The following is an 18,075-nucleotide window of genomic DNA, read 5'->3' as shown; positions in this document are numbered from 1 at the left end:
TACGCGGGCCGGCGAAATACGGATTCCTGGCGTCGGGCGTCCGGCGGTCCCTACGCTCGCGGCATGGCACATCGGATCGAGCCCGCGGACCACCTCGGCACGTCGACCGCACCCGGCAGCTGGCCCGTGCACCGCAGTGCGGAGCGTCCGTGGCGCAGTTCCCGTCGGGGCTCCCGCGAGGACCGCATGACGACGTCCGTGCGGGTGTCGCTGCCGCCGCGGATCGCCCGGGTCCGGTGGGTGCCCGGCGATGCCACCGTGGCGCTCCTCGACCGCGCCGCGGCCGCGCTCCGCGCACTCGACGTCCACCACGGTTCCCGACTCGCGCCGCTCGGCTCGGTGATCGGCCGGACCGAAGCGGCGGCGTCCTCACGGATCGAGGACGAGTCCGCGTCGCTCGACGACTGCGCCCGAGCACTCGTGGGCATCCGCGCGAACCCGACTGCGACCGTCGTCGTCCGCGCCGCCGGTGCGATCGAGGGGTTGGTCGCAGCAGCGGACACGGGCGTGATCACCGAGGCCGCGCTGCTCGAGGCGCACCGGCTGCTCATGCGGGACGACCCGGTCGACGGACGGTACGCCGGGCGGTACCGCAGCGTCCAGAACTGGATCGGTGGCGGTGACACCCCGCGGCTGGCGACGTACGTCCCGCCTCCGCCGGAGCTCGTCGCGCCGCTCATGACCGACCTCTTCGCGTTCCTGCACCGGACGGACCTGCACCCGATCGCCCAGGCTGCGATCGGGCACGCCCAGTTCGAGTCGATCCACCCGTTCACCGACGGCAACGGCCGGATCGGACGTGCGTTGATCAGCGCCGTGCTGCGACGCCGGGGCGTCACGACGACGGTGACCGCACCGATCGCCACGGCGCTCGCAGCGGATCGGGGCCGGTACTTCCGGCACCTCGAGCGGTACCGCGACGGGGTCGTGGACGCCCTCGTGGCAGACGTCGCGATCGCCATCGGCACCGTGTGCGACGAGGCGACCGTGACCGCCCTGCTCCTCGACGAACACGCGGCCGACCGGGCTGCAGGGCCGTGCGCCGACGGGCTGCACGCGGTCGTCGGCCGGGCGCTCTCCGACGATCCGGTCCTGACGGAGACCCGGCTGCAGGAGCTCGTCCCGGCCGGGGCCGCTGATGCCGTCGCCGCGGACCTCGTGCGGACCGGGGTGCTGCGTCCGGTCACCGAGCGGCAGCGCGACCGGGCCTGGGTGGCGCCGGCGGTGGTCGACGAGCTCGAGGCCTTCGAGCAGCGCGTGCAGGCTGCCGTCACCGGGCGATCGAACCCGGTCCGTGCGGTGGCATGACGCCCGGCTCGCCGCGGGGCGGTGCGAATAGGGTGGGACGGTGAGCACCGAGCACTCCCAGGCCACCCCTCCCACCGCCGCCAAGCGGCCCGTGACGCGGACCCACCACGGCATCGACTTCGTCGACGACTACGAGTGGCTGAGAGACAAGGAGTCGCCGGACACCCTGGCCTACCTCGAGGCCGAGAACGCGTACACCGACGCCGCGACCGAGCACCTCGCGCCGCTGCGCGACCGTGTCTTCGCCGAGGTCAAGAGCCGCGTCCAGGAGACCGACCTCTCGGTGCCGGTGCGCATGGGCGACTGGTGGTACTTCACCCGCACGGCCGAGGGCAGCCAGTACGGCGTGCACTGCCGCGCGCCGATCGCCGGTCCGGACGACTGGACCCCGCCGGCCGTCGTCGAGGGTGAGTCCACCCTGCCCGGCGAGCAGGTCGTGCTCGACGGCAACGCCCTGGCCGACGGCCACGACTTCTTCTCGCTCGGCACCTACGACATCAGCGACGACGGCACCCGCCTGGTGTACGGCATCGACGTCGAGGGCGACGAGCGGTACACCCTGCACGTCCGCGACCTGACGACCGGCACCGACCTCGGCGACGCCATCCCGAACACCGGGGCCGGCGCCACCTTCGACCCCGCCGGCCGGTACGTCTTCTACCCCACGGTCGACGAGTCGTGGCGCCCGGACAAGATCTGGCGCCACGCGGTCGGCGCGGCTGCGTCCGACGACGTCCTGGTGTTCGAGGAACCGGACGACCGCTACTGGGTCGGCGTCGGCGTGACCCGATCGTCGCAGTACATCGTCATCGAGCTCGGGTCGAAGATCACCTCGGAGGCCCTGGTGCTCGACGCAGCCGACCCCACCGGCGAGTTCCAGGTCGTCTGGCCGCGGCGCGACGGTGTCGAGTACGAGATCGAGCACGCCATCGTCGGCGGCAGCGACCGGTTCCTCGTGCTGCACAACGACGGCGCCGAGAACTTCGAGCTCGTGGACGTCCCCGCCGACGACCCCACGTCCGAACGTGACCGCCGCGTGGTCGTGGCGCACGACAGCGAGCGCCGCATCGAGTCCGTCGACGCCTTCGCCGGGCACCTCGCGCTCGAGTACCGTTCCGAGGCGCTCCCCCGCATCGCGATCATCCCCATCGAGGGGGACGGGTACGGCGACGCGCACGAGGTCCCGTTCGACGAAGCACTGTTCTCGGCCGGGCTCGGCGGCAACCCCGAGTGGGACCAGCCGACGCTCCGCATCGGGTTCACGTCCTTCGTCACCCCGTCCGAGGTCAGCGACCTCGACCTGGCGACCGGCCAGGTGACGGTCCTCAAGCGCCAGCCGGTGCTCGGCGGCTACGACCCCGCCGACTACGCGCAGGAGCGCGACTGGGCCACCACCTCGGACGGCACCCGCGTGCCGATCTCGCTCGTGTGGCGCCGCGACGCCGTCGACGCGGACACCCCCTCGCCGCTCCACCTGTACGGCTACGGCTCGTACGAGCACTCGATCGACCCGGGCTTCAGCGTCATGCGCCTGTCGATGCTCGACCGCGGTGTCGTCTTCGCGGTCGCCCACGTGCGCGGTGGGGGCGAGATGGGTCGGCACTGGTACGAGAACGGCAAGACCCTGACGAAGAAGAACACCTTCACCGACTTCGTCGCGGTCGCCGACCACCTGATCGCGTCCGGTCGCACCACCGCGGACCGGCTCGTGGCCGAGGGCGGCAGCGCCGGCGGGCTGCTGATGGGTGCCGTGGCGAACATCGCGCCGGACCGGTTCGCCGGGATCGTCGCCGCGGTGCCGTTCGTCGACGCGCTCACGAGCATCCTCGACCCCGACCTGCCGCTGACCGTCATCGAGTGGGACGAGTGGGGCGACCCGCTGCACGACGCGGAGGTCTACCGCTACATGAGCGAGTACACCCCGTACGAGAACGTCCGCGACGACGTGCAGTACCCCCGGATCCTCGCCGTGACGTCGCTCAACGACACCCGTGTGCTGTACGTCGAGCCGGCGAAGTGGACCGCGAAGCTGCGCGAGGTCGGGGCGCCGGTGCTGCTGAAGACCGAGATGTCCGCGGGCCACGGCGGTGTGAGCGGTCGGTACGCCTCGTGGAAGGAGCGGGCGTTCGAGCTGGCCTGGCTGCTGGACGTTCTGGGTCTGGCGGACGAGGCACCTGCCGCGTCCTGACCACTTCGTGAGCAGGAATGGTCGGGTTGCCCGTGGGCACCCGACCATTTCTGCTCACCAAGCGATCCGCCGCGAACGCCCGCGGCGAAGCGCATCGGCTCACACGCGGTTGAGCGCGTGCACCGCCTCGTCGTAGGACTCCTCGGCCAGCCGCACCCGGTCCCCCGCGAGCACGCCGTACCCGAACGTCCCCTCGCCACCGCGCTCGGCGATCGCCGCGTTTGTCCGCAGTGCGTCGAGGGCGTGCAGCGACCTGACCCGCTCGGTCAGGACGTCGGCCGCGCTGCCGATGCGCTTCCAGAGGGCGTGCGGGAACGCGTCGTCGCCGAGGACGTCCATCGCCATCCGCGCCCGCATCGTGGCCTGCCACGCGGCTTCGGTGGTCGCGCGGTCGGCGGCCTCGCGCTCGGCGGCGGTGTCGGAGGTGTCGTCGGCGACCGCGGCCCGGACGAGCTCCCGGATGTGCGGCTTCACGACCGCCCCGACGTCCTGTGCGACCTTCTTCGGTGAACGGAGCGACCACTCGGTCGGGGCCGGCCGCTCGACCGCGTCGTCGAGCGCGTCGAGCAGCTCGAGGAACGGCTCGCCGTGCACGAACGCGACGACGTCCCGCACCGACTGGTCGCGACGCTCACGGGTCGAGGCCAGGATGCGTTCGCGGGTCATCGAGTCGACCAGGTCGTCCTGCGCCGGGGTCGACGCGCGCGGCAGCCGGTCGATCAGGTACTCGTTCAGGGCGGCGCGCGCCGTGACGGCGGCCAGCCCGTCCGCTGCCTCGGCGGCGCGGTCGACGGCGTCGCCGGTGGGGAACGCCAGCCGGTAGGCGCTCAAGATCGCAGCGACCTCGAGGGCGGTCTCGGCCGTCTGACGCAGGTCGGCCGCATCGCCGGAGCGGAGGCGCGATTCCTGGCCGAGCAGCGCAGCGCGCAGCTTCCGCAGCCGCTTCGCCAGGACGCGGGCGGTCGTGCCCTTGTCCGGCTTCTCCTCGGTCTGGAGGCGCGGTGCCGGTGCTCCTGCCAGCCCGCGTGCCAGCTTGGACGCGACGGCGGCGGGGCCGGCGCCGACGGCCGCGAAGCGCCCGTCGAGGGTGGTGAAGAGTTCGTGTGCGACCTGCGGGTCGACACCCGCGACGGCCTCGACCTCGACCTCGCGCCAGGTGCGTGGCGTCTCCGGTGCGTCGTCGTCGAGGCGCTGGGCGGTGACCTGGTCGTCGGCGAGCTCGGCGACCTGGTCGCCGTCCTCGTCGAGCAGGCGGGTGACGGTGCGGGTGGTGGTGATGCGGACCACGGGTCGCAGGCCGCGGCCGCGGCGCTCGGTGAAGAGCGCGGCGAGGACCTCGGTCGGCACCGCGTCGGCGTCGTCGGTCAGCGGGAAGTGCTGCTCGTGGCGGACGGTGTCCGACTCGGAGCGCTTGATGTGCCACCCGGCGTCGGGGCCGCCGGTGCGGCGGCGGACCGTGACCCGCGCCGCCACCAGGTCGTACCGTTCGGTGTCCCAGTACGTCGCATCGAGCTCGAACGGCTCCTGGTGCTCGGTGCGGAGGATGCCACCGGCGCCGACGAGGTCGGGCAGGGCACCGCCCTCTGGCAGGTCGTAGGTGCGCTCGATCTCGAGGTGGGTGTCGCTCACGGGGTCTTGTCTACCAGGGCTTCGCCGTGCGCCTCGACCACCGCGGGTGCATCTGTGGAGAACCGTGACGCCACCACGGCTCCGACGACGGCGACCAGGAACGGGACGAGCTGCCCGGCCCACGACACCAGCGTCATGACGGAGTACGGGATGCCCGTGCCGTTCGCTGCTTCCGCGAGCGGGAACACCAGCACGGCAGCGACGACGGGCAGGACGAGGAGCGAGTACGTCCATCCCGGACGGTGGAGCACCACGAGCCAGACCGCGAGCAGCCCAGCCGCGATGACGCCGACCTGGACCGGGGCGTACACGGGGACGTTGAGCGAACCGTTCGTGATCGCCCACCACACGGCGGCGACGGCGGACACGGCGACAGCGCCGAGGACCCGGCGGCGGCGCGCGACGTCCGACACCAGCAGGACGCTCGTCGCGACAGCGACGCCCGGCACCACCGCGAGCCCGATCCCCACCAGGTCGAAGACGGGAAGCGCCTCCGGCAGGCCGTTGTACCGCTGCAGGAGCGCGAGGACGCCCACCGAGACAACGAAGGACAGCACCGCGAACGCGACGAGCACCGGGATCGTACGGATGGTGTGCGGTGCAGAACGGACGGGTGTCGGCAGTGCGGTCATGGTGTCCCCCCAGGTGGAACGGTGGCCGGCGCGTCGGTGGAACAGCGCCGTGGTGAACGCGCCGAACGCGAGTGCGGTCGGCGAGAGGTCGAGTTCGTGGGCATCGCGGACGTCGGCGAGCCACTGCTCGCGGCGGGCGGCGCGGTGTGCAGCGGGTGAGACCGCGACAGCGACCCCGACGAGCACCCGGTCGACTGCGCTCACGAGGTCACCGGCCGGGCCGAGCGAGCCGGACGCGCGGGCGTCGCGGCGGACGGACGGGCGGGCGGTGCGGCGGACGGACGGGCGGCGACGAGGTCGCGTGCGGCGTCGACCCCGTCGGACGTGAACTCGTAGAGCCGACGACGCGGCCCGGGGCGGTCGGTCTCGTCGTCCCACGACGACGTGATCCACCCCTGCCGCTCGAGTCGTTCGAGGATCGGGTAGACGGTGCCAGCCTGGCGCCCGGTGGCCTTGATGACGAGCAGCCCCCATGCCGGGCCGTCGACGGTCAGCAGTGCGTCGAGCACGTCGAGCGTCGGGGCGGTGATGCGTTGGATCGGATCCATGCGGCTTAACCTAGCTATATAGAATAAGTGCGTCAAGGGCGTCCAGAAAGCGGGGTTAGCCTGGCGCCATGAGCGACACGATCACGCGCGAGCAGTTCACCCCCGGAGCCGGCGGCGTCACGATGTTCACGACCACGTGGTGCGGCTACTGCGCCCGCCTGAAGAACCAGATGACAAAGGCCGGTGTGCCCTTCACCGAGGTCGACATCGAGCAGACCCCGGGTACGGCGGAACTCGTCGCCGAGGTCAACGGCGGCAACCAGACCGTGCCGACGCTGGTGTTCTCCGACGGCAGCACGGCGACGAACCCGTCCCTGGCCGAGGTGCAGTCCCGCATCTGAGCAGCGGCACCCCGGCGCTCCGGCGCCCCCGGCGCGAAGCCTCGCACAACCAAAGTCCGTCCGAACCGCGTGATCGCGTGGTTCGGACGGACTTTGGTTGTGCGAGACGAACTCGCGCCGCGACTCGCGCCGCAGGACCCGGTCGCTAGCCGCCGAGCGCCTCGGTCAGCAGTGCGGCCATCGCGTCGAGCTGGATGTCGCCGGAGTCGACGAGTTCCTCGTCCGACCCGTCGAGCGCGCGAGCGGCCAGGGACGCCTTCGAGTCGATGAGCTCGGCGATCTTCGTGTCGATCGTCTGTGCGGCGATGATGCGCCACGCGGTGACGGGCTCTTCCTGGCCGATGCGGTGCACGCGGTCGATCGCCTGGGTCTGCTCGGCGCTCGTCCACGACAGCTCGGCGAGCACGACGTTGGACGCGACCTGCAGGTTCAGGCCGACGCCGGCCGCGGTGAGCGAGCAGACGATCACGGCGACGTCGGGGTCGTTCACGAACGAGTCGATCTGCGCCGTGCGCTGCGTGGCCGTCTGGTCGCCGCGGATCGTGGCGGTGCGCAGGCCCCGACGCGCGAAGACCTCTTCCGCCTGGTCCATGACGTCGAGGTGCTTGGCGAAGAACACGACCTTGCCGACGTTCGACGCGAGCTGCGCGGCGTAGTCCGCGGCGAGCTGGGCCTTGGCGCGACCGATGCGGCGGACCATCGAGAACACGTTCTCGCCGGTCGACGAGGCGTCCTGGTCCTCGAGTTCCCAGCGGGCGACCTGCCGGACGAGCTTGTGGTCGATGCCGACGACCGGGTCCTGCCCGGTGCGGGCGTCGAGCGCCTGGTGGTACCGGCGCACCAGCTTCGCGGTGAGCTCGCGCTCGGCGTCGCGGATGGAGCGGCCCTCGTCGCCGTCGAGCTCGACGGGGATGTCGGCGATCCGGCGGGCCGGGATGTCCGCGGCGACGTCGACCTTGCGGCGTCGGACGATGCCCTGGTCGATGACGGCACGACGGGCCTCGACGAAGAAGCCCTGGTCGGCCGGGGTCAGTCCGATCTCCTCGAGCTCGTTCATGAGCTTCGCGCGGGGCTTCTTGTCGTCGATCCAGCCGAGGTACTCCCAGATGGTGCGGAAGTCCTCGACCGAGTTGATCAGCGGGGTGCCCGTCAGCGCCATGAGCAGCGGCGCTGCGGTGCGCTGCCGGATGCGGTCGGCGATCTGCAGCACGAACCGGGCGCGCTGCGAGTCCTTGTTCTTGATGAAGTGCGCCTCGTCGACGACCATGCCCTTGAAGCCGAAGCCGCCGAGCCAGCCGGCGTGCCGGTCGAGGATCTCGTAGTTCACGATGACGATGTCGGCGAACCCGTCGAGGTCGTTGCCGTCGCCGTGGATCACGGTGGCGCGGTGGTTCGGCACCCAGCGCTCGGCTTCGCGTGCCCAGTTCGTCTTGACGACGTTCGGCACGACCACGAGCAGCGGGAACGCGTTCGCGGCGTCGGCTGCGAGGAGCGACTGCGCCGTCTTGCCCAGACCCGGCTCGTCGGCGAGCAGGAACGTGCGGTGCCCCTGCGACGCGGCGGCGACCAGTTCGGCCTGGTGCTTCATCAGGGTGGTGCCGGAGCGGGAGTGCAGCGACGTGGGCTCGGGCAACGGCATCGTCGCCGCTCCCCCGCCTGCGCCGTACTCGAACGACTTGAACAGCGGGCCGAAGAGCTCCCAGTTCGCCAGGCGGCGCGGGTGCGCGACGGGCTGGTCGGCGAGCGCGAAGTCCGGCGGCAGGAACGGGTTCGCGAGCTGGCGCTGCACGACCGCCTGCGGGGTGACCGCGCGCACCGGGGTCTCGGCGACCGGGGCGGGTTCCGTCGCGATGACGAGGTCCTCCGGCTGCAGCTCCATGCCGCCGGCGATCATCATGTCGCGCTTGACGGCTCGGGTCGCCTCGGAGACCTGGACCTCTTCGGCGAGCAGCTGGATCACGCTGGTGTCGCGCGCCGCCGTCTTCGCCAGGATCGTCGCGACGCCGTCGAGCCGTTTGAGCTGCTCGGCGCGCTGCGAGTCGGTGAGGTCGGTGTCGCCCTTCACCCGTGCGCGCTCTTCGCGCATGAGCAGTGCGACGGCCTGGAACTTCGTCCGGTTCGTCGCCTTGAGCGGTCCACGCTGCGCCGCCGCCTCGACCTCGCGCACTGCGCGAGCGAGGACGGGGATCACGCCGTCGTTGTCCAGCGGCCTCGTGCGACGTGACGCGGTCCGCGTCCCGCCGGCAGCTCGCCGGGTGCCTGATCGAGCCAACGCTCCTCCTGTTCCGCCCACGCATCGGGGCGAGCCGCCCGTGGGGCGGAAGTCCTGCACCGGGTCCTGACACGGCTCCGGTTCGGCTGCGGGCCACCGTGGCCCACCGCATCGCCGGTCCCCGCTTCGGGACGTCCGGTGGAGTCCCGCGGTCCGTTCCACCACGAGCGCCTGCTCGGCGCCGGGTGCGACGGTCCGCGCCGGGATCCGGCGTCGTCACACGCACATGACGCCCCCGCGGGGCGGTCACGGCCCGGTTCCCGCGTCGATCAAGTGATCGACGGCTGCGTCCGGAATCGACGCGGCACGCGGGAACGCGGTGCGTGCAGGGTCAGTTTACTCCCCGACCCCCGACAGCGGCGACTCCGCGTCGCCCGCGCGCGTCGCGTGCCCTGGATCGTGCTGCAGGACGGCCGGGAGGCACGGTGCGGGCCCGCCACGCGCCTCCCGTCCGACGCCGGGCGCGTCCACCCCGCGAAAGCGACAGATCCCCGCCGACCTTCCGCGCAGATCTGTCGCTTTCGCGGCCGGGGACGCAAGCCGTCAGACGCGGGGTGCGGACCGCGGGCGGACCAGGCCGGCCACCGGCAGGACCGGTGCGGCGTCCGCCAGCGCGGCCCGCGTCGCCGCGAGGAGCTGCTCGGCGGTCTGGATCCCGTTCGCGGAGCCGGTGGTCGCCTGGCCACCGGCGTGCGCCAGCAGCTGGGCGCCGATGGCGGGTCCGATGCGGTCGGCCTCGCCGGGGTTGCGGGCGACCCAGTCGCGGGCGATCCCGTCCGCGAGGCGCTCGGCCGCCGCACCGCGCTCGGCGTCGCCGCGCGATCGGTGCCAGAGACCGGTCACGACCAGGTGCGCGACGACTGCGCCGATGTCGCGGACCGGGAAGCCCCAACCAGCGGTGTCGATGTCCAGGAGCCCGGAGATCCGCCACGGCTCGTCCTCGTCGACGAAGACCTGCTCGAGGTGCAGGTCGCCGTGCACGACCTGCTTCGTCGCGCTCGTCCACCCGATCGACCGGCGGCCGATGGCGTCGTACAGGCGGTCGATCTCCTCGGCGTCCTGAGGCAGCGCGGCGACGAGTGTGCGCCGGTGCCAGTCGGCGTGGTCCATCGCGTCGGCACGGGCCTGCTGGGTCATCGGCACGGTGGCGACCCGACCGCTCAGGGCGGCCAGCGACGCGACGAACCGAGGGTCGTCGGCGATGTCGAGGATGCGGCTGCCGGCCGGCACCCCGCGGATCCGCTCGAGCACGAGGAGCCCGTCGCCGCGGCTGGACAGCACCCGGGGCACCGGCAGGCCCGCAGCCACGAACTGCTCGTGAGACTGCACGATCGGCGCGACCCGGTGCGGGCGGACGATCTTCAGGAACAGGGTGCGCTCCGGGGCGTCCACGCGCACGACCGCACGTTTTCCGGGTCGGTAGGCGGCGACCGTGAGCACCGGGTCGGTGACGGGCATGCCGAGCGTCGTCAGGAGCTCGGCGACCGCATCGCGGTAGGTCACCTGCGGCAGCACCGGCAGGCCGGGGTCGTTCGGGTACGCCCACACCGAGACCGGCTCGCCGGTCGCGGGATCGGTGACGATCGCACTGTTCTGGTCGTGCGTGCCGCCGGTGTCGACGTAGGTCAGGACGGTGGCGCGCTGGCCGTTCCGGTCGACCGTGTCGACCGTGTCGACCTCGTAGCCGTACAGGTAGCCGTTGCCCGAGGGCTCGACGGAGTGTGCCCGTGCGGCCACGACGGAGGTCCCGGAGCCGGCGAAGGCCTGCGGGATGACGCGCTCATGGTTGGGCCACACGACATCAGTCAACCGTGTCCGGGCGTTTTCGTCGCCTTCGTGCACGGCTCGGCGTGCGGGCGATGGCTAGCGTGGTCGGCGTGAACCCGGTCGCGCGCCTCCGCAGCTCGAGTCGCACGCCGTTCCTGCAGGTCGTCAAGACCGCGGTCGCGGTCGTGGCGGCGGTGCTGCTGTGCCGGCTGCTCATCCAGGGACCGTTCCCGACCTTCGCCGCGATCGCCGCGCTGCTCGTCGTGCAGCCGAGCATCAACCAGTCGTTCGTGAAGGGCCTCGAACGGAGTGCCGGCGTCGTGCTCGGGGTGCTGCTGGCCACCGGGTTCCACCTGCTGCTCGGCGACTCCGTGTGGGTCGTGCTGCTCGTGGTCGTCCTCGCGATCCTCATCGCCTGGGCGCTCCGGCTGACCCCGACCTCGGCCACCCAGGTCAGCATCAGCGGCATGCTCGTGCTCACCGCCGGGGTCGTCACGCCGAACTACTCGGCCGACCGCATCCTCGAGACGGTGATCGGAGCGGTCGTCGCCCTCGTCGTGAACGCGCTGATCATCCCGCCGGTCCTGCTCGAGCCGGCGCACCTGGCCGTCGCCCGACTCGCCCGCGACACCGCCGTGGCGTTCGAACGGGTCGCGATCGGCCTGACCGAGGGGTGGGACCGCGACCGCTGGCAGGACGCCCTGGTCCGCGCCCGCGCACTCCGCGCGCAGCACGCGAAGACCGAAGCGTCCCTCAACGCGGCCCGCGAGTCCCTGACGATGAACCCGCGCGGCGGACGGCACCGCACGATCCTCGACCGCGACGACGCCATCACCGAGCACCTGCGCGTCCTGGTCACGCGCGTGACCGGCATGACCCGGGCGATCCGCGACAACACCGCGCCCGACCTGCGCGCCGACCCCGTGGTCGGCGGCATCGCGACGGAGGTGGCCCGGATCGGCGCGGACGTCCGTGCCCTGAGCGCCCGGGTCGAGTCGACGCGGCTGGACCCGTCGCCCACCGCAAGTACGGGTGGCGACGACGAAGCGCCGTCGACCGCCGAACCCGCACTGACCGCGCCGATGGAGATCGTCCGACCGAACTCACGGCACTGGGTGCTCATCGGCGCCCTGCTCGAGGACGTCCGGCGTGTGCGCGAGGAGCTGCTCGGCGAGGACGACTGACGCGGGGGCTCGGGTCAGCGCGTGGCGCGGGCCGCTTCCGCGGCGGTCTGCACGACGTCCTCCCAGATCCCCGCGGCCGGCACGGCGGGGTCCGTCCCGGGCGCACCGGCGTCGGCGAACCGGTCGATCTCCGCCACGACGGCCTCGGTGCCGACCTCGCGCGCCGCACGGCTCGCCACGTCGGGCACGGCCGTCCGCAGCTCGGCGACCACGCGGTCGCGGCGGACGCCCTCCAACTGGCCGAGGGCGCCGATGCCCTTCCACGCGGCGTCGAGCTCCGCGCGGAGACGGACGATGGCCGGATGGTCGACAGACGGGTGGTCGGACGGGTCGTTCATGGTGCCCCCTGGTGCAACGGACCGCGCTTCGGGTAAGCGCTGTCCGCTCCGGGAGCCTAGCAACGACGCAAGAAGTCCTCATGTCCCTAGAACGCGGGACAGACCGTTCTGCACAGTGGGCTGGCAGCAACGGTAGCCGCTCCTGTGACGAGATTCAGTGAGTTCGGCCCCGACATCGGCCCTCGGCGCCGGTTCGATGCCACGATGGGTCCGAGGAGGTCCACTATGCGGCTGTTGGTGGTCGAGGACGACGACGAGATGCGTGCCCTGATGGAGCGCGGTCTCGCTGCCGAGGGGTACCGCGTGACGGCGGTCGAGAACGGGGTCGAGGCGCTCATCGCCCTCGGCGAGCAGGCGTTCGACCTGGCCGTCGTGGACGTCATGATGCCCGGCATGTCCGGGTTCGAGCTCGCACGCCGGATCCGCGAACGCGAGGACCCCGTGCGGATCCTGCTCGTCACCGCGCGCGACGCCGTGGACGACCGCGTGTTCGGCCTCGATGCCGGCGCCGACGACTACCTCACCAAGCCGTTCGCCTTCGCCGAGCTCACCGCCCGGCTCCGCGCCCTCGGTCGCCGCGAGTCCGCCGGCGCGCCGCGCACGATCGAGGTCGGCGACGTCTCGATCGACTCCGAGGCCCGACGCATCTCGATCAAGGGCCAGCGCGTCGCCGTCAGCCCGACCGAGTTCGCGCTGCTCCGACTGCTGGCACGCTCCGCCGGCAGCGTGGTGGACCGTCCGAAGATCCTCGAGGAGGTCTGGGACGGCTCGCAGCACGTCGACCCGAACGTCGTCGAGCAGTACATCTCGTACCTCCGCAAGAAGCTGACCTCGCACGAGGCCACCGTGGCGATCGCCACCGTCCGCGGCCGCGGGTACCGCCTGGATCTGCTCGGGGCGTGAGCAGGGCGTCCGCTCGCCCGGAGCCGGACCGCCCACGACGCGGTCTGGTCCGGCCCCTGCGCCTGCTGTCCCTGCGAGCACGGATCACGATCGGTTCGACGGCGATCGCGGCGGTCGTGATCGTGCTGCTCGTGCTGGTGATGCGGTTCCAGGTGGTGAGCGTCGTCGCCAGTGCGACCCGGACCCTGCTCGACGCCGACGCCGACCCGTACGTCGCCACGCTCGAGGTCGACAGCGACCCCGACCTGTCCCCACCGGGCAACGCCCAGCTCGTCGCCGTGGTCTCCCCGTCCGGCGACATCGTGCTCTCGACGATGCCCACCCGGGTGGAGAGCGCGCTCGGCAGCCTGACCTCGACCGCTGCCGGCACCTCGATCATCCGGGTGTCGGGGTCCGAGTACCGCGTGGTCGTCGAACACCCCGTGAACCAGGCCGGACGGTGGACGGTGGTCGCCGCCCGGAACTCGCAGGCCGAGGCGATCGTGGTCGACGACCTCACCTCGACGCTGTCGCTCACGGGCGTCGCGATCCTGCTGGCGTTCGGGATCGCGTCCTGGATCCTGGCGACCGCGGCGCTCCGCCCCGTCAACCGGATGCGCCGTGAAGCCGAGCGGCTGTCCGTCGCGCCCGAACGCGCCGAGCTGCCCGTCGGCCCCGCCCAGGACGAACTCGCGTCCCTCGCCACGACCCTCAACGCGTTCCTCGCCCGCACGCGGCAGGCCACCGAGCGAGAGCGGCAGATGGTGTCGGACGCCAGTCACGAGCTCCGCACCCCGCTCGCCATCCTCACCACGCAGCTCGACCTGGCATCGCTCGACGGTGACGATGCCGCTGCGCTGGCCGCCCACATCGAGCGCGCCAAGCACAGCGTCGCCCGCCTCTCGCGGCTGGCGAACGACCTGCTGGCGCTGTCGCGGATCGAGGAGTCCGAGCGGCGGGAGCAGGACGGCGACCAGCGGCCGGAGACCGCGTGGTCGGACCTGGGCGACGAGGTCATGGCCGCCGTCGACCGGGTGCGACTCATCGCGTCGGCGAAGGACATCACCGTCGACTTCGACCTCGAGGCCCCCGTGGCCGTCGGCGGCTCCGGGCCGGGCATCGGCGGCGGGACCCACGAGCCTCGCTACCGGTTGGACACGGGCGGCATGGCGCAGCTCGTGACGAACATCGCGGGCAACGCGGTGTCGGCGCTCCCCCGCGGTGGCGGCATCTTCGTGTCCTGGCGCAGCACCGGGGGCGAGGGCGTCCTGCAGATCACCGACGACGGCCCCGGCGTCCCCGAGTCGTTCATCCCGGTCGCGTTCGACCGGTTCACCCGACCGGACGAAGCCCGCAAGTCCCGCCCGAGCCCCGATCCGGCCACCGGCGCCATCGCGCTGCCCGGCGGGTCCGGACTCGGGCTCGCGATCGTGCGCGCGGTGGCCGAGCGCGCCGGTGGCACGGCGTCGCTGCGGAACGTGCGCTCCGGTGGGCTCGAGGTCACGGTGCGACTGCCCGAGGTCGAGTAGCCGCGCCCGTCCCGCGCCCGTCACCTGCGACCACTCACTGGAAGTCCCGTGACCGCGTGCGCACGGACAGCGACAGGTGCTCGATCCGGTCCGCCACCAGGTTGACCACGCCGTCGGGCGACCGCTCGAGGATGCCCCGGACGATCACCGCCGGGGACTCGCGGGCGACCCGCCGGTAGCGTCCCCAGACGCCGACGCTGCAGATCACGTTGACCAGCCCGGTCTCGTCCTCGACGTTCAGGAACGTGATCCCCGACGCCGTCGCCGGACGCTGCCGGTGCGTGACGATCCCGCCGACCTCGACCCGCCGCCCCGTCTCGGCGGTCGCGGTGTCCTGCACGCTGAGCACCCGGCGGGCGGCGAGCCGGTCGCGCACGTGCCGCACGGGGTGGTCGTCGGTCGTCATCCCCGTCGACCACATGTCGGCGATCAGGACGTCGCCGCTCGTCATCTGCCCGAACAGCGGCGGCTGGACGACGACCTGCGTGTCCGGCAACTGGTCGGCGCGCTCCGCCGCAGCCTGAGCCGCCGACCACATCGCGCCGCGGCGGTCGATGTCGAACGGGGCGAAGGCGTCGGCCGCGGCGAGCGCCTCGAGCTGCGCCGTCGTCAGGCCCACCCGGCGGGCGAGGTCGGACATGTCGGTGAACGGGCCGTTCGCGTCGCGCTCGGCGACGATCTTCTCGGCGCTCTTCCGACTGAGCGAGGCGACCTCGGCCAGCCCGAGCCGGACCGCGAAGGCGCCGTCGCGGCGGTGCCTGGCGGTGTCGTCGGGCAGTGCCTTGTCGAAGGGCAGTACCGGCGGCTGCTCCGTGACCAGGCAGGCGTCGTCGCCGCACGGTGGCGGCACCTGGTCGTCGCCGAGCGGCTCGAGCGTCGCGTCGACGCCCGACCGCAGGATGTCCGGCCGGAGCACCTGGACGCCGTGCCGCCGGGCGTCGGCGACCAGGGTCTGCGGCGAGTAGAACCCCATCGGCTGTGCCCGGAGCAGCGCGGCCAGGAACGCCCCTGGGTAGTGCAGCCGCATCCAGGCACTCGCGTAGACGATCAGGGCGAAGCTGATCGAGTGGCTCTCCGCGAAGCCGAAGTTCGCGAACGCCTGGATCTTCGCGTAGATCGCGTCGGCGTCCTCGCCGTGGATGCCGTTGTCGGACATGCCGGCGTAGAGCTTGTCGCGCAGCCGGTCGATCTTCTCGTGGCCGCGCTTCGAGCCCATCGCCCGCCGCAGCAGGTCGGCGTCGTCGCCCGAGCAGTTGCCGACCGCGATCGCCATCTGCATGAGCTGCTCCTGGAACAGCGGCACCCCGAGGGTCCGTTCGAGCACCGGCTCGAGTGACGGGTGGATGTACGTGATCGGTTCCTCGCCGGTGCGCCGCCGGATGTACGGGTGCACGGCGCCGCCCTGGATCGGACCGGGGCGGACGAGGGCGACCTCGATCACCAGGTCGTAGAAGCGCCGAGGGAGCAGCCGGGGCAGCGTGCCCATCTGCGCGCGGGACTCCACCTGGAACACCCCGATCGTGTCCGCACGGCAGAGCTGGTCGTAGACGCCCTGTTCCTCCTTCGGCATGGAGTGCATCTCCCAGCGCTCCCCGCAGTGCTCCGCCGCCAGGTCGAACGAGTACTGCAGCGCCGCGAGCATGCCGAGGCCGAGCATGTCGAACTTCACGAGCCCCATGAAGGCGCAGTCGTCCTTGTCCCACTGCAGCACCGTGCGGCCGTCCATCCGCGCGTGCTCGATCGGCACGACCTCGCCCACCGGCCGGTCGGTGAGCACCATGCCACCCGAGTGGATCCCGAGGTGGCGCGGGAACCCCAGGACGTCGCTCGCCAACCCGACGACCGCCGGCGGGATGTCGTGGTCCTGGCTCTCGGTCACCGAGCCCCACCGTTCGACCTGCTTCGACCAGGCGTCCTGCTGCCCCGGGCTGTGGCCGAGGGCCTTCGCCATGTCGCGGACGGCGCCCTTCGGCCGGTACGTGATGACGTTCGCGACCTGGGCGGCGTTGTACCGGCCGTACTTCTCGTAGACGTACTGGATCACCTCTTCGCGGCGGTCCGAGTCGAAGTCGACGTCGATGTCGGGTTCCTCGTCACGCATCGCCGACAGGAACCGCTCGAACGGCAGACCGTAGCGGATCGAGTCCACCGCGGTGATCTCGAGCAGGTAGCAGACCGCGGAGTTCGCGGCGGAGCCCCGCCCCTGGCAGAGGATCCCCCGACCACGGGCGTACTGCACCATGTCGCGCACGATCAGGAAGTAGCCGGGGAAGTTCTTGTCCTCGATCACCGCCAGCTCGCGTTCGATGCGCTCGCGCTTCTGCGAGTCCACCCCGTCGGCGCTGCCCGGGTAGAGCCGACGGGCTCCGGTCCAGGTGAGTTCCCGCAACCAGGACATCGCGGTGTGCCCGTCCGGCACGTCGAGGTCCGGCAGCCCGGGCTTGACCGTGCGCAGCCGGAACCCGAGTTCGTCGGCCAGCGTGACGGTGTTCTCGATCGCCCCGGAGTAGCGCCCGAACCGCCGTGTCATCTCGACACCGGAACGCAGGTGCGCGGTGTCGGCGGCCGGCAGCCACCCGTCGATCTCGTCGAGACTGCGCCGGGCCCGGACCGCGGCCAGTGCCGTCGCCACCGGGAACCGGTCCGGGGTGGCGTAGTGGACGTTGCCGGTCGCGACCAGGGGCAGCGCGTACCGCTCGGCGAGGGTCGCGAGCACGTCGTTCCGTGCGCTGTCGAGCGGATCGCCGTGGTCGAGGAGCTCCACCACGACGTTGCCGCGGCCGAAGCGGTCGAGCAGCACGCGCAGGGCGGTCTCCGCCGCGGACTCCCCACCCTGTTCGAGCGCCTGTCGGACGGTGCCCTTCCGGCACCCGGTGAGCACCCGCCAGTGTCCGTCGGCCCGCGCCGCGAGCTCGTCGAGGTCGTAGCGCGGGCTGCCCTTCTCGGACCCGGCCGCGAGGTGCGCGCTCGTCACCGCGCCCGCGAGCCGGTGGTAGCCGTCCTGCCCGTCGGCGAGCAGGAGCAGGTGGGAGCCCTCGGGGTCGGGGACGCCGTTCTGGGGTTCGGTGAGTCCCAGCGAGAGCTCGGTGCCGTATACGGTCCCGACCTGCGGGTACGCCTCGGCCACCTCGGCCATCCGGGCAGCACCGTAGAAGCCGTCGTGGTCGGTGAGGGCGAGGGCGTGCAGGCGCAGCCGTGCGGCTTCCTCGAACAGCTGCTCGGGCTGGCTCGCACCGTCGAGGAAGCTGAAGGCCGAATGCGCGTGCAGCTCGGCGTACGGCACGACCGGAGCGCCGTCGGTGTCCAGGGCCGTCGGCACGTAGCGCTCGCGCTTCCGCGACCACGCCGGGCTGTCCCCGCCGTCGCCCGCGTTCCCCGATCCGGGGCTCCGCTTGTCCGACAGGGCGCGCTCGAACTGCGACCACGGGACGGGTGGGTTGCTGTAGCCCATCAGGTC

13 protein-coding genes are annotated in these 18,075 nt (G+C 72.2%); 6 read left to right on the top strand and 7 right to left on the bottom strand.

The window, feature by feature from the left end:
* Positions 1–63: 63 nt before the first annotated feature.
* Entirely contained in the window at positions 64–1,308 is a 1,245-nt protein-coding gene (locus tag KZI27_RS07455) for a Fic family protein (RefSeq protein WP_222660290.1), read from the top strand.
* A 40-nt stretch (positions 1,309–1,348) separates the two neighbouring features.
* The gene (locus KZI27_RS07450) at positions 1,349–3,496 is read left to right on the top strand and encodes a S9 family peptidase (RefSeq protein ID WP_222660288.1); all 2,148 of its coding nucleotides are present in this window, start codon (positions 1,349–1,351) and stop codon (positions 3,494–3,496) included.
* A 99-nt stretch (positions 3,497–3,595) separates the two neighbouring features.
* Here KZI27_RS07450 and KZI27_RS07445 read toward each other — a convergent pair whose 3' ends face one another.
* Genes KZI27_RS07445 through KZI27_RS07435 form a run of 3 tightly spaced genes read right to left on the bottom strand, consistent with a single transcriptional unit; the run spans position 3,596 to position 6,305 of the window.
* Positions 3,596–5,125, bottom strand: a complete 1,530-nt coding sequence (locus KZI27_RS07445) for a CYTH domain-containing protein (RefSeq protein ID WP_222660286.1) — start codon at positions 5,123–5,125, stop codon at positions 3,596–3,598.
* Positions 5,122–5,961, bottom strand: coding sequence for a hypothetical protein (locus tag KZI27_RS07440; protein ID WP_222660284.1), 840 nt, complete (start codon positions 5,959–5,961; stop codon positions 5,122–5,124). The genes KZI27_RS07445 and KZI27_RS07440 overlap by 4 nt, the downstream gene beginning before the upstream one ends.
* Positions 5,958–6,305, bottom strand: a complete 348-nt coding sequence (locus KZI27_RS07435; protein ID WP_222660282.1) for a PadR family transcriptional regulator — start codon at positions 6,303–6,305, stop codon at positions 5,958–5,960. Before KZI27_RS07435 ends, KZI27_RS07440 begins: the two co-directional genes overlap by 4 nt.
* 68 nt (positions 6,306–6,373) lie before the next feature.
* Here KZI27_RS07435 and KZI27_RS07430 point away from each other — a divergent pair, with 68 nt between their 5' ends.
* Complete coding sequence (locus tag KZI27_RS07430; protein ID WP_222660280.1) at positions 6,374–6,646, top strand: mycoredoxin; 273 nt, start codon at positions 6,374–6,376, stop codon at positions 6,644–6,646.
* A 145-nt stretch (positions 6,647–6,791) separates the two neighbouring features.
* Here the strand turns inward: KZI27_RS07430 and KZI27_RS07425 are convergent, their stop codons facing one another.
* Together KZI27_RS07425 and KZI27_RS07420 are read right to left on the bottom strand one after the other, a co-directional pair.
* Positions 6,792–8,918 carry a DEAD/DEAH box helicase gene (locus KZI27_RS07425; protein ID WP_222660278.1) on the bottom strand — a complete coding sequence of 709 codons (2,127 nt, stop codon included), beginning with the start codon at positions 8,916–8,918 and terminating at the stop codon, positions 6,792–6,794.
* Between the two features lie 543 nt (positions 8,919–9,461).
* Positions 9,462–10,715 carry a phosphotransferase enzyme family protein gene (locus tag KZI27_RS07420; protein ID WP_222660276.1) on the bottom strand — a complete coding sequence of 418 codons (1,254 nt, stop codon included), beginning with the start codon at positions 10,713–10,715 and terminating at the stop codon, positions 9,462–9,464.
* A gap of 80 nt (positions 10,716–10,795) precedes the next feature.
* Here KZI27_RS07420 and KZI27_RS07415 point away from each other — a divergent pair, with 80 nt between their 5' ends.
* The gene (locus tag KZI27_RS07415) at positions 10,796–11,869 is read left to right on the top strand and encodes an FUSC family protein (RefSeq protein ID WP_261784168.1); all 1,074 of its coding nucleotides are present in this window, start codon (positions 10,796–10,798) and stop codon (positions 11,867–11,869) included.
* Positions 11,870–11,883: 14 nt separating this feature from the next.
* On the opposite strand, the gene KZI27_RS07410 is transcribed toward KZI27_RS07415, so the two are convergent.
* Positions 11,884–12,207 (bottom strand): hypothetical protein, encoded by a 324-nt coding sequence (locus KZI27_RS07410; RefSeq protein ID WP_222660273.1) that lies wholly within the window; start codon positions 12,205–12,207, stop codon positions 11,884–11,886.
* A gap of 225 nt (positions 12,208–12,432) precedes the next feature.
* On the opposite strand from KZI27_RS07410, the gene KZI27_RS07405 reads away from it, so the two are divergent.
* Complete coding sequence (locus KZI27_RS07405) at positions 12,433–13,110, top strand: response regulator transcription factor (RefSeq protein ID WP_123313488.1); 678 nt, start codon at positions 12,433–12,435, stop codon at positions 13,108–13,110.
* Positions 13,107–14,618: a sensor histidine kinase gene (locus KZI27_RS07400; RefSeq protein ID WP_222660271.1), complete on the top strand. Its 1,512-nt coding sequence runs from the start codon at positions 13,107–13,109 to the stop codon at positions 14,616–14,618. The genes KZI27_RS07405 and KZI27_RS07400 overlap by 4 nt, the downstream gene beginning before the upstream one ends.
* A 34-nt stretch (positions 14,619–14,652) precedes the next feature.
* Here the strand turns inward: KZI27_RS07400 and KZI27_RS07395 are convergent, their stop codons facing one another.
* The gene (locus KZI27_RS07395) at positions 14,653–18,069 is read right to left on the bottom strand and encodes an error-prone DNA polymerase (RefSeq protein WP_222660270.1); all 3,417 of its coding nucleotides are present in this window, start codon (positions 18,067–18,069) and stop codon (positions 14,653–14,655) included.
* Positions 18,070–18,075 lie beyond the last annotated feature (6 nt).

Origin of the sequence: Curtobacterium sp. TC1 (assembly GCF_019844075.1) — a bacterium.
In the GTDB taxonomy this organism is placed as follows: domain Bacteria; phylum Actinomycetota; class Actinomycetes; order Actinomycetales; family Microbacteriaceae; genus Curtobacterium.
The sequence above is the reverse complement of the archived record's forward strand: the minus strand, read 5'-3'. Positions and strand labels throughout refer to the sequence as shown.

Bases quoted from the DNA above. Each gene is read 5' to 3' on its own strand.
- KZI27_RS07395 (WP_222660270.1), bottom strand. From the start codon at position 18,069: ATGGGCTACAGCAACCCACCCGTCCCGTGGTCGCAGTTCGAGCGCGCC.
- KZI27_RS07410 (WP_222660273.1), bottom strand. From the start codon at position 12,207: ATGAACGACCCGTCCGACCACCCGTCTGTCGACCATCCGGCCATCGTC.
- KZI27_RS07435 (WP_222660282.1), bottom strand. From the start codon at position 6,305: ATGGATCCGATCCAACGCATCACCGCCCCGACGCTCGACGTGCTCGAC.
- KZI27_RS07455 (WP_222660290.1), top strand. From the start codon at position 64: ATGGCACATCGGATCGAGCCCGCGGACCACCTCGGCACGTCGACCGCA.
- KZI27_RS07430 (WP_222660280.1), top strand. From the start codon at position 6,374: ATGAGCGACACGATCACGCGCGAGCAGTTCACCCCCGGAGCCGGCGGC.
- KZI27_RS07405 (WP_123313488.1), top strand. From the start codon at position 12,433: ATGCGGCTGTTGGTGGTCGAGGACGACGACGAGATGCGTGCCCTGATG.